12 protein-coding genes are annotated in these 13,440 nt (G+C 46.9%); 7 read left to right on the top strand and 5 right to left on the bottom strand.

Going from position 1 to position 13,440, the window contains the following annotated elements:
• Positions 1 to 6: 6 nt before the first annotated feature.
• Both FD09_RS11190 and FD09_RS11185 read right to left on the bottom strand, forming a co-directional pair.
• Positions 7 to 567: a dihydrofolate reductase family protein gene (locus FD09_RS11190; RefSeq protein ID WP_057821372.1), complete on the bottom strand. Its 561-nt coding sequence runs from the start codon at positions 565 to 567 to the stop codon at positions 7 to 9.
• 57 nt (positions 568 to 624) lie between these two features.
• Positions 625 to 1,134 carry a YbhB/YbcL family Raf kinase inhibitor-like protein gene (locus FD09_RS11185; protein WP_057821370.1) on the bottom strand — a complete coding sequence of 170 codons (510 nt, stop codon included), beginning with the start codon at positions 1,132 to 1,134 and terminating at the stop codon, positions 625 to 627.
• Positions 1,135 to 1,265: 131 nt separating this feature from the next.
• Between FD09_RS11185 and FD09_RS11180 the strand changes: the two genes are divergently transcribed.
• Positions 1,266 to 2,222 carry a hypothetical protein gene (locus FD09_RS11180; protein ID WP_057821368.1) on the top strand — a complete coding sequence of 319 codons (957 nt, stop codon included), beginning with the start codon at positions 1,266 to 1,268 and terminating at the stop codon, positions 2,220 to 2,222.
• On the opposite strand, the gene FD09_RS16345 is transcribed toward FD09_RS11180, so the two are convergent.
• Positions 2,219 to 2,362 (bottom strand): hypothetical protein, encoded by a 144-nt coding sequence (locus tag FD09_RS16345; protein ID WP_157053781.1) that lies wholly within the window; start codon positions 2,360 to 2,362, stop codon positions 2,219 to 2,221. The two genes, FD09_RS11180 and FD09_RS16345, sit on opposite strands and share 4 nt — an antisense overlap.
• Positions 2,363 to 2,450: 88 nt before the next feature.
• Between FD09_RS16345 and FD09_RS11175 the strand changes: the two genes are divergently transcribed.
• The 5 genes from FD09_RS11175 to FD09_RS11155 all read left to right on the top strand — a co-directional run bounded on the left by FD09_RS11175 (position 2,451) and on the right by FD09_RS11155 (position 9,350).
• Positions 2,451 to 3,143, top strand: coding sequence for an NAD-dependent protein deacylase (locus FD09_RS11175; RefSeq protein ID WP_057821365.1), 693 nt, complete (start codon positions 2,451 to 2,453; stop codon positions 3,141 to 3,143).
• 14 nt (positions 3,144 to 3,157) lie between these two features.
• Complete coding sequence (locus FD09_RS11170; protein WP_057821363.1) at positions 3,158 to 3,466, top strand: chorismate mutase; 309 nt, start codon at positions 3,158 to 3,160, stop codon at positions 3,464 to 3,466.
• A 367-nt stretch (positions 3,467 to 3,833) separates the two neighbouring features.
• A complete protein-coding gene (locus FD09_RS11165; RefSeq protein WP_057821361.1) occupies positions 3,834 to 6,428 on the top strand; it encodes an immunoglobulin-like domain-containing protein in 2,595 nt (864 codons plus the stop codon).
• A 402-nt stretch (positions 6,429 to 6,830) separates the two neighbouring features.
• Positions 6,831 to 7,220: a hypothetical protein gene (locus FD09_RS11160; RefSeq protein ID WP_057821359.1), complete on the top strand. Its 390-nt coding sequence runs from the start codon at positions 6,831 to 6,833 to the stop codon at positions 7,218 to 7,220.
• A 66-nt stretch (positions 7,221 to 7,286) separates the two neighbouring features.
• Positions 7,287 to 9,350 (top strand): immunoglobulin-like domain-containing protein, encoded by a 2,064-nt coding sequence (locus tag FD09_RS11155; protein ID WP_057821357.1) that lies wholly within the window; start codon positions 7,287 to 7,289, stop codon positions 9,348 to 9,350.
• A 97-nt stretch (positions 9,351 to 9,447) separates the two neighbouring features.
• Here FD09_RS11155 and FD09_RS11150 read toward each other — a convergent pair whose 3' ends face one another.
• On the bottom strand, positions 9,448 to 10,275 hold the full coding sequence (locus FD09_RS11150) for a helix-turn-helix domain-containing protein (RefSeq protein ID WP_057821355.1): 828 nt from the start codon (positions 10,273 to 10,275) through the stop codon (positions 9,448 to 9,450).
• Positions 10,275 to 11,162 carry an Rgg family transcriptional regulator gene (locus tag FD09_RS11145; RefSeq protein ID WP_057821353.1) on the bottom strand — a complete coding sequence of 296 codons (888 nt, stop codon included), beginning with the start codon at positions 11,160 to 11,162 and terminating at the stop codon, positions 10,275 to 10,277. The genes FD09_RS11150 and FD09_RS11145 overlap by 1 nt, the downstream gene beginning before the upstream one ends.
• A 691-nt stretch (positions 11,163 to 11,853) precedes the next feature.
• On the opposite strand from FD09_RS11145, the gene FD09_RS11140 reads away from it, so the two are divergent.
• A complete protein-coding gene (locus FD09_RS11140; RefSeq protein ID WP_057821351.1) occupies positions 11,854 to 13,110 on the top strand; it encodes an IS110 family RNA-guided transposase in 1,257 nt (418 codons plus the stop codon).
• The last annotated feature ends 330 nt before the right edge of the window (positions 13,111 to 13,440 follow it).

The following is a 13,440-nucleotide window of genomic DNA, read 5'->3' as shown; positions in this document are numbered from 1 at the left end:
TTCGGTTTAGTTTTTCACATTGCCCACGGTATAAGTCAATTGAATGAACTGACCTAACTGCCGGCCTTCCTTGAGTGTTAATGGAATATCAGGTAAGTCATGACTGACCAAGGAAACGCCATCACCCAGCAACACCGGAGCGACAGTGACCATGATCTCATCAATCAAACCAGCTTGCAGCAAGTCTGTGAAAATATCAGCCCCGCCGACCAGCCAGATGTCTTTACCTTTCTTTTCTTTCAAGGATTGCACGAAGCCGGCGACATTCCCAGCAACTACCGTGGTGGGATCATCCGTATCGTGCAGTGTTGTGGAGAACACGTAGCTCTGCTTATCCTGATAAGGATAGCTGCCAGCCAGTTTCAAAGCCCGCTGATAGGTCTTGCGGCCCATGATGACGGTATCAATGGAAGCATAGAAACGCTGATAGGCATTATCTGCCTCTGTCGAATCCAGTTTGGTTAACCATTCTGTGCTGCCGTTACGTTCTGCGATGAAGCCGTCCAGACTCTGGGCGATTTGTAAAATAACGCGCCGCTTGGGCACCTTTTCTTTTTCACCTGTCATATTGTTCATCCACCTTTCTAAACTACAGTTCTATTGTAGCACGAAAGCGCTTCACGTCTACGATTGACTTGGAATTTCTACCTGGGCCTGAGCCAGGACTTTGCCCTGCAGTTCTCGGCGAAAAGCGTTGTACCAAAAGCCGTTTTCTAGTTCTAACGGCGCATTCAAAGCATAAACTGTCAATGTGTAATCATGGGTTTGATCCGGCGGCTGGGGACCGACATAGCGTTGATTAATCAAGGGGTCTTGAACATTCACCATTCGGCCAGCATTGGAATTACGACCCTGGATGAAATGCACCGCGCCGCTTTGACTGGCGTTTTCAGGGATTTCCGTGGTACTGGCAGCAAGATCTGTCGCCAGCCAATGAATCCAGATGAAACCACCCACAGGCACCGCATCATAATCCAGCAGGGACCAAGCAAAATACTTGGTGTTGACCGGTACATCGCTAATGCTAAATGGGAACGACAGAATTGGATAACCGCCGCGCATGTTGACTGCGGGGGCATACTTCGCATATTTGTCCGGCATCTGATCACCGGACCAAGGCAAATGAATTTCCATTATGAAGCTCCTTCCATATAATTGAATGACACTACCTCCAGTATAGCATTGACATTTTGTGAAAACCCATTCACATTGGCCTTCGTGGTAAGATAGAAGGTAAAGAACAGCAAAGAAAGGCAGTGTTATCCATGACAACTGATCCGACATTATCACCCGCAGTTGAAACATTATTGAAAGAAGTCCGGGACCATTTTCCAAACCAGTTAAACATTCAGGTGGACGACCAAGAAAGTGGCCGTATTTCCCATGAATCCGCGCAGCAAGAGCCGCAACAAGATGGTTCGATCCTGCTGCATGTTTACGACAAAACTGATATTAACTACACCATTTCCCACGAATTACTGCATATTGAAATGTACCTCAAGGGCTTCCCGACGATGAGTTTCCCACTGACCACCACCGACCCCAGGCTGGACGATCAACTCGGCGCGACGGCGGTGTCCATTTATAACAGCGCGCTCCATTTAATCATTGGCGCAGAACAGCGGCGTAACGGCATCATTACCAAGGACACGGTCCAAGCCTTTATCCGGGGCATCAGTGATGTCGTGCCAGCAGAAGAAGGGGACGCAGAGGATCCAAAAATTATCTACCGCGTCCTGTCCCTGTTGGATGGACTGGCATTTTTTGCGGACCATGAAGACGAAGTGCCAGCAGAATGGCTGCAGATGTATCCCATTGCGTTCCAAGCAGCCCAACAGTTGTATGCGGTGATGACCGAGAAAGTCATCGACTCGCCGTTTGCGATTCGCCGGTCCATTGTCAAGACATTGCGCGCGTTTGATGCATGGTTGGATAAACTAGGGTATGTCCCCATGCCCCACGATCAATTTGCGGCGGTTTCGCCAGTTCTCAGCAAGCGCCAATTAAAGCTTGAATTCCGCCAAGTTTTCGACATTTTGCACTCCGATTATTTGAATCGGCAGACAAAAGAAAAAGCCTTCTTGGCAATCGGAAAAAACGATCGTCAATTGGCTTTTGCAATACCGGAAAAAGAATTAGATCAAGACCACGCACTTGCTGTTTACGGTCAAACGACCGCGGATGTATTAGAACATTACGGCATTTCGTACACGACGCGTTAACGCCCGCCGAAGTTCAGGATGAAGATATTCGGCAATTGTTGGCTCAACAGTAGTGCCATGTGGTAGACCACAAACAGAAATACTGCCAGTACCAATCCTAGGAAGATATAGGATACCGTATGTGTGAATTTAATAGACATATCAATGCCCCCTTGTACTGGGAAAAATGTTACTTTCCCACAATCTTTGCACCTATATTATAACGCCTTTAGAAAGGAAGACACGACCATGTTCGACCTTCAGACAGCAATTGATAACGCTCACCACGTCACTTTCATGACCGGTGCGGGTGTCTCTACCCATTCGGGCATCCCTGACTATCGCTCCAAGGGCGGCCTGTACGCCAATAGTGCAGACCCGGAATATTTGCTCAGCGCCGATAACTTGCGGGACCATCCAGCCAGTTTTTACGATTTTGTTAAAACCCGCATGTACTATCCTGATGCTAAGCCCAATGTCATTCATGAGAAAATGGCCGCCATCACAAACAAGAAAGGTACGATTGTCACACAAAATGTGGATGGCTTAGATACCAAGGCCGGCGCCCACCATGTCGTGCAATTCCATGGCACGTTGTATCAGGTGCATTGCCAAAAATGCGGTAAACAGGTCCCCTGGCAGGATTACTTAAAGGATATGCATCATCAAGAGGACGGCGGGATCTTACGGCCAGACATTGTGTTGTACGGCGAGGGGATTAATCAAGATACCCTCATTGCGGCAGTGCAAGCCGTCCAGTCCGCGGATCTGATCGTGGTCGTGGGGACAAGCTTCCGGGTCTATCCGTTTGCTGGCCTGATCCAATACGCGCAGCCGAGTGCCACATTGGTCGCCGTGAACAAGGAAAACATCGCTGCTGGCGACGACATTCATATGATTCAGGCGGATGCATTGACCGTTTTTGAAAAGTTGCAGGCATAGAAGGAGTTTGACGCATGGCTGAAGAAGAAACCAATAAAGAATTAAAGAAGTGGCGCGATCAGATCAATGCAGTGGATGCACAGATCGTACCGCTGTTAGAAAAACGCTTAGCCGCGGCGAAGCAGATCGCCCAGATTAAACACACCCATCAGCTGGCATTGACCAACCGCGGGCGAGAGAAAGAAATCTTGGAGACACTGGCGAGTTCGGTGAATGACGAGACTTTGGCGCCCTACATCCGGGAACTTTATCAGGATGTATTTCTAGTTTCCAAGCAGTATCAGGCTAAAGTGATTAAAGAATTACAGGATCAAGAAAAGTAAGACAGGGTTTCACACCCAAACTGTGGCGTTGCTGAGTACTTATCAGTGGTGCCGCAGCTTTTTTGTCGTATGGTAAAAAATGATTTTATGTAAATTGAAGCCGCTGTCGAAATTGATTAATTCAATCTGACGGTGGTTTTTCTTAGAAAATATATTTCCTCTTTGTGCCTTACAAATTTCAATAATGTAAATGCTGGTTTCGTTAAAAGTAAACATGCGATATATTTCTCGGTTACTCTGAGAGAGTTAAAGAGTACCGTTATCTTTCACTGCTCAATCTACTCAAACTACTCAAGCAGTAAGGCTTGAAATTATTTGGACTGTTATTTGGGTGTTGAATATTCATTCAATTCGGGGGAATAAACCAATGAAGAAGAAACAGATTAAGTACATTGGCGCAGTTGCAGCTGCGTTATTGGCTGCAGCACCAATTTTGGCGACTGGTGTATCAGCGGTTCAGACACCAGTGTATGCAGCGACAGCAGCAGAACAATCATCAGAGTTAGAGGCTAAAAAGCAGGCTTATCAACAGACTATTGATGATGCGCAGCGAGCACTTACTCAGACAGGTCAAACAATTGATCAGTATAAGGCTGACCAAGAATCAATCAATACACAATTGAACGCGGATCAACTTGCATTGCCCACAACGGAAGGTGATGCGCGAACACAATTGGAGGGGAAAATTGTCTCGGAGAAAGATTCTCTTCAACGATTACAGGATCAGATTGATGCTGCCACAGCCACGCAGAAGACCCAACAACAGAATCTGCAAAACGCTCAAAATAACCTGGCAGGATTTGAGGCAGGCACTCAAGATGCATTGACCGGCAAAGCTGAAAAGCCAGACCAAGAACTGACTGGTTCTGCATCCGAGAATGCAGCTTATCACGATGGTTTCTCAACAATGATGGATTACGTGAGCAAGGATTTATTGCCGCAAATTAAGGAAATGGCGGAGAATGATTTCGCTGCAGGAACACGTGAATCCGAGGAGGCACTCACAGCAAAAGGGGCTGATGCTGTGGCAATTGCATACTACAACGGTTATTATGACCAACTCCAAGGCACTAAAGATGGTACAGACGATGCGACTGCCAAAAAACCGCTCAAAGATTTAACTGGTGCGACAGAAACTTATGCTCGTTTCTATAAACGCGCATGGCACGGAGTCTCTGATCCAACCCAATTTGATAATACTGCCTACGACACTGCCCTTTCAGACTTAGTTACCAAAGGCGAACCGCAAACTGATTCAGATCTGAAAGATCAAGGATATAGTCAACTGGCACTAGATAACTATCATGCAGGTTATCAGGCTGCTGAAGCTGATTATGAAAAAGGGACAGCGGATGGTTCAGCCGCATACAATTCCGGTCAACCCAATACTGTACTTCCTACCACGCCATACAATAAAGGCTTCAACGATGGGTATAATGCAGCTAAGACTGCTGATGTTTATGGCGCTGTCAATGGTAGAGCACAAGGACTCGGAGACGGATACTCACTGAAGGAACACGCTGATAATGCCGGTAAAACACAAGCATATAAGGATGCTTACTCAGCGGCATATGCTCAAGCTTACGCTACAGCTGAGGCAGCGCGACAAGGTGAATTTGATGCTGCCACGGGGAAAGCATATGGTATGGCTGATGGTTATTCACTGAAGGATCATGCTGACAACTCTGGCAAATCTCAGGTATATCAAAATGCTTATGACAGCGCATATACTCCTGCTCGGCAGGCAGCTATTGAGGCAGAAAATAAAGCCGGTGCTACCGCGGGCGAGTCTGATGCCATGGCAGGCAGAGCTGAAAAGTCAGATGCCCAATTAGACGATCATTCTAGCTACTACATTAAAGCATATCATGATGCCTATGCAGCAAATAAAGGTGGTTCGGTCACCCCGCCGGTTACTTATCCTGCTCCTGAATTTGATTATGTGAGTGGATTTGTACAGAACCCGACCATCAATCAAGGATCAACCTTTGATCCCAACGCAGGTATTAGTGCTTGGACAGACAGTTCCAAGACAACGTCGATTCCCGCTGCTGACTGGACAGTGACTGGTAGTGTAGATGCTAACAAGCCAGGCACTTATGCCCTCACCTACACAATCAGGAACAGCTACGGCCAAACAGCCACATTGACTCGGACAATTACCGTGACTGCTGGTACTACCACTGGTGTCAAATTTAGTGATACTGATAGGGTTATCTATGTTCAAGCAAATAGTGCCGATCAATACAGCTATGATGCCAACACGGGCAAATTTACGAAGAACGACACGTTGGCCAGCTTAGCGATGGCGTCTGGTTGGAAGACCGGTCGCCAGGCTATCACGGTTGATGGTGTGACTTATTACCAAGTCGGTGCCAATGGCTGGTTAAATGGTATTAATGTCACCACCGCTCGCATGGTTGAAGCAGCCGGTATCGTCAGCGTGACGAATGGTGTGGGCACCAAGACGGTGAATAATGCGGTCGATGGTCAGTCTGTCAAAACATTGGCTAACGAAACAGCCTGGAAGTATTTTGCCTACGCTAATGGCTATTACCTGGTGGCTAATAACGAATGGGTCAAGGCCGACGACGTGAGAACAGTCGCAGTGGCTGCTCAGGGCACATTTAAGGCGGGCAATAATGGTGCAGCTTTGTACGACGAAGCGGGTAATGCAGCCGGTCGGACATTAGCTGTCAACACCGCTTGGAAAGTGACTGGCCTGAAGTACATTGATGGTCAAGCTTACTACCAAGTCGCGACTCACCTTTATGTGAAGGCCACGGCTGGCACACAGGTTTACACGACTGGCAACCAACCGGTACAATTGTACAACCGTGATGGCAATGCCATTGGCAGCGTTCTGGGTGCACGGACTAGTTGGAAGGTCAACAGCGTATATGTTCACCAAGGCCGTCTGTATTATCAAGTGGCTACTAACCAATTTGTGCGGATCTATTAAGTTATGACGGAATAAATCACATTTATGCAACCAAGACTGGGTTTCACTGGTATTAGTGAAAGCCAGTCTTTTTAATTTTCGGTCAGAAAAGCACATCAGCGGACTTTTTAAAGGTAATGATCAATGTCACTGTAATTTTAGTAACGAATTCACAATGGTGAGACTTTTAGCCATCATGCATTCGTTGTGAAGTGAAAAAGCCAAAGAAGAAAAAGCACGATTATTTCCTTAATGTAAACGCACGCAGCCTTGGAACTGAATGTGATATACATACAAGTGGCATCTATGGGAGAGTTTAGTAAGTGCCGTCGTTTCTGGCTGTTGTGTGATGTAGTTGGGAACTTGTTTGTTATTGATATTATTGGATGAGGATTAATCATCCTAATCGGGAGGAATTCATCAATGAAGAAAAAGCAGATCAAGTATATTGGTGCGGTCGCTGCCGCATTGTTAGCCGCTGCACCAATTTTGGCGTCTAGTATTTCCGCAACACAAACACCAGTCTATGCGGCTACCACAGCAGATAATCAAGCACAAAAGGCTGCTCTAACGCATGATGATTACCAAAGCGCGGTTGATACGTTAAAGGGTAAACTCGGAGACTTGGATCAACAGATTCAAGCTGCTCAGAGGACAATTGACGACACCACTGAGAAAGTGCAAGCAGCACAAGATGCATATCCAGCTGCTGACGATAAAGTGACAAAGGCTCAGGATGCGTCAGACAAGGCAGAACAAGGCCTGAAACAAGTTACATCGGTGTTAGAAAAAGCAGTTGCTGATGCAATGTAAAAGAAGTCTGATGCACAGGGCTGGATTAATCATAAACAGAGCATCAAGGATGCTGCCAATCAAGATTTGACGGCCGCAAATGAGGCCTTCGCTGAAGCCAACAAAGCGATTGAGGATGCTACTGCCAAACTCGACGTCCTTGCTAATCAGGCTAAGCCTCTTCTCATCAAAAAAGAAGCTGTCTTGAAGCATTACAACGATCTTATTAAAGAACGCGATACTTATCCTGAAGGTTCGGCTATGTGGAACGACCGGAATCACAACGCCGAATTGGCTATGCAACAAATCACTGCGCCGTTTGCGCTGAATGATCAAATCAAAAAGATTACTGATCAAGAAGACGCGATTAATCAGGACATTGTCACGAAACTAGATCCTGCATTTGATGATGCAAAAGCTAATCAGACAACAAAGCAGGATGCGGTGACTAATGCAACCAATGACTATAATCACGAAGTCAGCATACAACAACCAAAAATTGACCAGGCCAATAAGGATATTACCAGTGCAAATGACGCCTTTGGCAAGATGCAGGGAGCGGTTGATTACGCGAAAAATGCACTTGATCAAGCCAAGAGTGCACGGCAGTCAATCATGGATACAATTGCCCAAGGTGAAGATGCCCATACTGACGCAACTAATAAGATCCAGGCTGAAGGTGGCTTAATGGACCAAAAGTCGGCAACCCAGGTTGACTTAGCCAAAGCTCAAGATCAATTGGCTGGATACGATGTAGGGGTTGCAGACGCCAAGGCTGGCAATCCTGAGAAAGATGATTCAGCGATTGACGGTTCTTCAGATTATAAGGGGACTTATCATCTTGGCTATGCAGCTCAAAAGGCAGAAAGTGCTCGTACAGATTTACAAACAGCAATCAATAAAGGCAAAGATTTAATTCAGAATCATGCGGGTGAATACACTGCTGACTCTATTGCTAAGTTGCAACAAGCTGTCACTGCAGGTCAAGGCGTTCTCGACAATGCTGATGCGACAACTAAGGCTTTGACTGACGCGACTACTGTAATTAATAATGCAATTTCAGCATTGGCCAAAAAACCAGGCACTCCTGTCACACCGCCAGTCACTTATCCCACACCTGAATTCGACTACGCTGGTGGCTTCGTCAAAGATCCGACCATCAACCAAGGCGCAACCTTCGATCCGAATGCTGGTATCAGCGCTTGGACTGACAGCTCCAAGACAACAGCCATTCCGGCCGCTGATTGGACTGTCACTGGCAGCGTTGATGTGAACAAGCCAGGCACTTATACCCTCACTTACACGATCAAGAACGGGTATAACCAAACGGCCACTTTGACTCGTACCATTACAGTTAAGGCTGGTGAATCTACTGGTATCAAGTTCAACGATATTGATAAAGTGATTTATGTCCAAGCTTCTAACGCTTCTCAATATAGTTACGATGCCAACACTGGCAAGTTCTCCAAGAGTGATGCATTGGCCAGCTTAGCAATGGCTTCTGGTTGGAAGACAGGTCGTCAAGCCATCACTGTTGACGGTGTGACATACTATCAAGTTGGTGCCAATGGCTGGTTGAACGGTATTGATGTCACCACTGCTCGCATGGTTGAAGAAGCTGGCATTTTGTCAGTGACTAATGGTGCTGGTGCACAAACTGTCAACAATGCAGCCGATGGTAAATCCGTTAAGACCTTAAACAGCGGTTCTGCTTGGAAGTACTTTGCTTCTGCTAACGGTTACTATCTGGTGGCCAACAACGAATGGGTTAAGGGCGACGACGTAAGAACAGTCGCAGTGGCTGCTCAAGGCACATTCAAGGCGGGCAATAATGGTGCCGCTCTTTACGACGAAGCGGGTAACGCAGCTGGTCGGACATTAGGTGCTAACACCGCATGGAAAGTGAATGGTCTGAAGTACATTGGCGGCCAAGCTTACTATCAAGTTGCGACTCACCTTTATGTGAAGGCTGCGGCTGGTGCACAAGTTTATACGACTGGTAACCAACCGGTACAATTGTTCAACCGGGATGGCAACGCCATTGGTAGTGTCTTAGGTGCCCGTACGAGCTGGAAAGTCAGCAGCGTATATTCGCACCAAGGTCACGTGTACTATCAAGTGGCCACAAACCAATTTGTCCGGGTCTATTAATCATTGGTTGTTAACTTTTAACAATTAAGCGCATCAAAAAAGAGATTGGGGATCCACTGAATATCAGTGAAGAACCAATCTCTTTTTGCGTTTCCGGTTAAAATGTTGGATCACCGGGTGCTGCTTTTTCCCAACGTTTAGCAATTTTGCCGGCATTAATCATATTCATGAAGTGCCGCAACTGAGTGAGCTGGCCGCTTGCATGCGGATCACCGGCTTGTTGGCGAATCAGACAATCCACGTATTTTAAATGGGTGGCGACCAATAAATCGGGGAGTGTATTTTGGCGAGACAGCAGCAGTATCTTTTTCGCATTCTCAATATTGCCTTCGCGGGACTCCCGTAAAGCGGCATCGGCGATAAATGTATTGGCCAGATCCAGCTTGCTTTGGGGCGTATCGGCACTTTCGATTTGATACAGGACATGTTGGATGAGCAGATCCACCACACTCAAAGGAACTAAACCGACCAGCAGAGTGGCCATGATGAAGCCCTCCTGGTTCCAATGATCGACACGAATAAGGTAATCCACCGCCTGCTTCTTGACCAGATGGTTGGGTGTCGTCGTCGCTGGATAGTCGCGCATCAATGTCAACTGAACGATACAGTAAGCAATATTGTTTTCTGGATTACCTTTATGTGTCGCGACCAACTCATATTGCAGCGAAAGCAATTGATAAGGACTTTCCTGATCCACCGCTTGCTGGTATCGAGGTAGGAAGGGCGCTGGCTTCTTGTCTGATTGAAATTCGCGCCAATCGATGTGCAACCGATTGACGAGATGAATAAAAGTTTCAGACGAAATTTCCGAAAGCTCATTTTCAAATTTAGACAATGCTGCGACGGAGCATTCATTTCCCACTGCTTCGGATAATGTCACATTCCGTTGTTTGCGTAATTCCTTGAATCGCCGGCCAATATGCATTACTGTTCACTTCCTTCGCGCACGAGCAACTTGTGCCAGCGTGTTTCGAAAAAATGCGCATAGAAGGGTACTCCAATCAGCTCGAGACCAGCGAATAGTTCGGCCGCGCGTTTTTGGGCAGTGGTGTGGTCACCATAATGGTAGTCAATTTGCAGTTGATGAAAGTATTGACACACCTGCGCTTCAATATCGTCGTTAGGTATATGCAACCGACTGGCAAACGCCATTAAGCGATCGGCGATGACGAAATCTTGATGTTCAATCACCGCATCTAACGCATTGTTGATGATCCGCCAGAGATACCGATCACGCAGACGATCCTGATAAATGCGCGGCATGTCCAGCAAGCTGCGCTGCACTAAGACCGTGACAGACTCATCAGGCAATACCTGCACCATGGTGGTCAATAAATCGAGTTCATAGAGGCCAAAATGATCAATTCCTTTGAGGTATTTCAAGACCGGCCCAGCAATTTCCGTTGCCGTCAAAATACCGGGAATATTGAAGCGAACGATTAGGTTGAATGCATTAAGTTGATAATAAATGAGTCCCGTTTGAGAAAACTTGGCCTGTTGGTGGGCCAATAAGGTCAGTAAATAATGATTCTGTTCGGTTTTGTCTTCAAGACTGGCCGCATAAGCCATTTTTTGCTGAAAAGTGTCATCATACAGTGTAAAATACGACTGTTGCAGTGATTCAAGTGTGTTTGGTAATACTGCCATCAGCTTGAAGAAGGTACTGGCGGCAATTTGGGTTTGCCCGCGTTCGAATCTGGATAAAGTGGCAGCGGTGGTGATCTGACTGGTTGCTTGACTTAAGGACAAGTCGTTGGCCAACCGCTCTCTTCGATAAAAAAACCCAATCATTGGCTGATTTTCTTTCCCCATACTATGTCAACCCCCCATATTGATATATGAGCAAATTTTAAAGCTTAATCTGGAGGGTTCGTGGATTATTCCGAATATGCAATATTGTATATCTTATCGGGTTAAATGTTTCTAATGTGTAATGGCGATACATACTATAAGTAGCCTGCTCTTGTGTACCGTATGGAAAAGGTGGCAATAAAATAACAAATGTTTTGTGGCTGTATTGTATGTGTTCTACATTCGACGGAAACGGGGGAAGCTAGCCTTCTTTGCGGAAACGGGCTGCGCACCCCAGGCCCCTCGCGCTAAGCCCATCCTGGTCAAAATCTTCAAGACCGGGAGATTTGTGCCCAGGCTGTTCTTAGCGGTCGGGGCCTAACCGGGGTGCTCGCCCTCTCTCCGTAAACGGGCTGCGCCGACCAGAAGCTATGTCAGAAGGCAGGGCAGGCAAAAAAACTAAACAGACTAACTTAAGTGATGGATATTGATCCGACGGGATTGATGTTCATCACTTTTCCTTTTCTGGTAAAGTGATTGTGAAGTCGACGTCGCACCCCGCACGTGGCATTCCATGCCGTAACCTAAAATGGCGGCTTCACTGTTTCTGCTGAGTCTGGTCGTAGTCTGATGGACGCTTTGACGTCGAGTATTGAAAAGAAGATTTCCAGAACACAGTGGGGAACTTCAAAAAGATAAGGTGGTAAGTATTATGCGTATTGCAATTGGTTTGGACGTCAGTTCAAAGACGACTGACTTTTCAGTAGTCGTCAATGATGACCAGCAGCTCCGAGAAGCTGAACATGGCAAGCTTAGTAACGACTTGCTGGGGTTTGGCCGTCTGCTGAAAATAATCCATAAGTACAGCGATACCCGTGATGGTAAGTTGCCTGAGGTGGTATTTGAGGCCACCGGCGTTTATTCACGCCGGTTAAGATACTTCCTGCAGACTAATGCAATTTCTTACACGCAGCTTAATCCGTTGAAGGCTAAGAAGGACCTAGAGGCAGTCAGTGACCTACATCGACGAAAGACGGATCGCATGGATGCGCTTGGCCTTGCCCAGAGCCAACTGATCCTCAAACGAGCCAAGGCTTACGTGCAAGATCCGGTGTACATTGAGCTGAAAGATGAGGAACGTTTCTACCAAGAGGCTAACAGTGACCTAGTAGCGGACAAGAACCGGCTCCACCGCGCCTTACAGCTCACATTCCCTGAATTAGAAGGAATCATGAGCACGGCGACTGGTGATTTCTATTGGCGTCTGGTGCAGACTTTTCCGCATCCAGACTTGGTGTTGAAGTCCGAAAAGTCGTTTGGCACTTTGATCAATACGATCCAACACCTGACACCCAAGACTTTGTCTGTGAAGAGAGCCGAATATGTCGCACAAAAGCTAGTAGACAGTGCTTCTGTGGCCGCTCCAGCGGTACCGGCAACACCGCTTGAGACTGAACAGGTACAATACCTTGCCGGTGATTTGATTCGTCTCTCAGCCCATAAGCAGCACATCATCAGTGAAATGGTTGAGCTGGCTAAAGACTTGCCGGAATTACCCATTCTCGAATCGTTACCAGGAGCAGCGGCCACTTCGGCAGTGACCTTACTGGCTGAGTTGGGCGATCTCCACCGTTTCCGCAAGACAACCCAGATCAACGCCTATATTGAGATCGATCTGCGCCACTATGAATCGGGCCGCTTTGTGGCCTCTGATCACATATCTAAGCGAGGAGATCCGTATGCTCGCAAGATTCTATTCAAGATGATCGGCACGATGGATTCAGTAGCCAGAAACCCCAACCATTCCAACCACATCGTTGATTACTACGAAAAAAGAAAGCAATCTTCCCAGTCCAGAGGAACCAAGAAGATTGCCATTGCGGCGATCTCTCGCCTCATCAGAACGATTTACTACCTTATCATGCATAATCAGACTTATGATTACCAGAAAGCCACGGTAGGCAGGTAAGCAAAGCCGTCATACACAACTCCATTCTATGAGCTTTGTTCAAAAAACTAAAGAGCAAGGTGCTGTTTGGTGTACCCTAAGAACTCCAAAAAAGCATCATTCCCTCCTTTTCAAGACCCAAAGCACTACTTATCCAGGACTTTATATCATCTCAGCAAAATTAATTCCTTGATAGACTTGACTTTAGGTAGAAAGTGCGGGTTTTTCTGCCTGCCCTGCCTTCTGACGCCGCTTCTAACCGGTCGGCTCCGCCCTCTGGACAAAAAAAGTTCCGACCACGTTATCTTGGGTCGGAACTTTTTTAATGGGCCAGCGAGGAGGAGTAACTGG

The organism is Schleiferilactobacillus perolens DSM 12744, from assembly GCF_001435585.1.
Taxonomy (GTDB): Bacteria; Bacillota; Bacilli; order Lactobacillales; family Lactobacillaceae; genus Schleiferilactobacillus; species Schleiferilactobacillus perolens.
Note: the sequence above shows the minus strand (reverse complement) of the source record. Positions and strands in the feature narration are given on the sequence as shown.

Coding starts and splice junctions, on each gene's coding strand:
- FD09_RS16345 (WP_157053781.1), bottom strand. CDS start 2,362: ATGTCTATTAAATTCACACATACGGTATCCTATATCTTCCTAGGATTG.
- FD09_RS11180 (WP_057821368.1), top strand. CDS start 1,266: ATGACAACTGATCCGACATTATCACCCGCAGTTGAAACATTATTGAAA.
- FD09_RS11160 (WP_057821359.1), top strand. CDS start 6,831: ATGAAGAAAAAGCAGATCAAGTATATTGGTGCGGTCGCTGCCGCATTG.
- FD09_RS11185 (WP_057821370.1), bottom strand. CDS start 1,134: ATGGAAATTCATTTGCCTTGGTCCGGTGATCAGATGCCGGACAAATAT.
- FD09_RS11165 (WP_057821361.1), top strand. CDS start 3,834: ATGAAGAAGAAACAGATTAAGTACATTGGCGCAGTTGCAGCTGCGTTA.
- FD09_RS11190 (WP_057821372.1), bottom strand. CDS start 567: ATGACAGGTGAAAAAGAAAAGGTGCCCAAGCGGCGCGTTATTTTACAA.
- FD09_RS11140 (WP_057821351.1), top strand. CDS start 11,854: ATGCGTATTGCAATTGGTTTGGACGTCAGTTCAAAGACGACTGACTTT.
- FD09_RS11145 (WP_057821353.1), bottom strand. CDS start 11,162: ATGGGGAAAGAAAATCAGCCAATGATTGGGTTTTTTTATCGAAGAGAG.
- FD09_RS11175 (WP_057821365.1), top strand. CDS start 2,451: ATGTTCGACCTTCAGACAGCAATTGATAACGCTCACCACGTCACTTTC.
- FD09_RS11170 (WP_057821363.1), top strand. CDS start 3,158: ATGGCTGAAGAAGAAACCAATAAAGAATTAAAGAAGTGGCGCGATCAG.
- FD09_RS11150 (WP_057821355.1), bottom strand. CDS start 10,275: ATGCATATTGGCCGGCGATTCAAGGAATTACGCAAACAACGGAATGTG.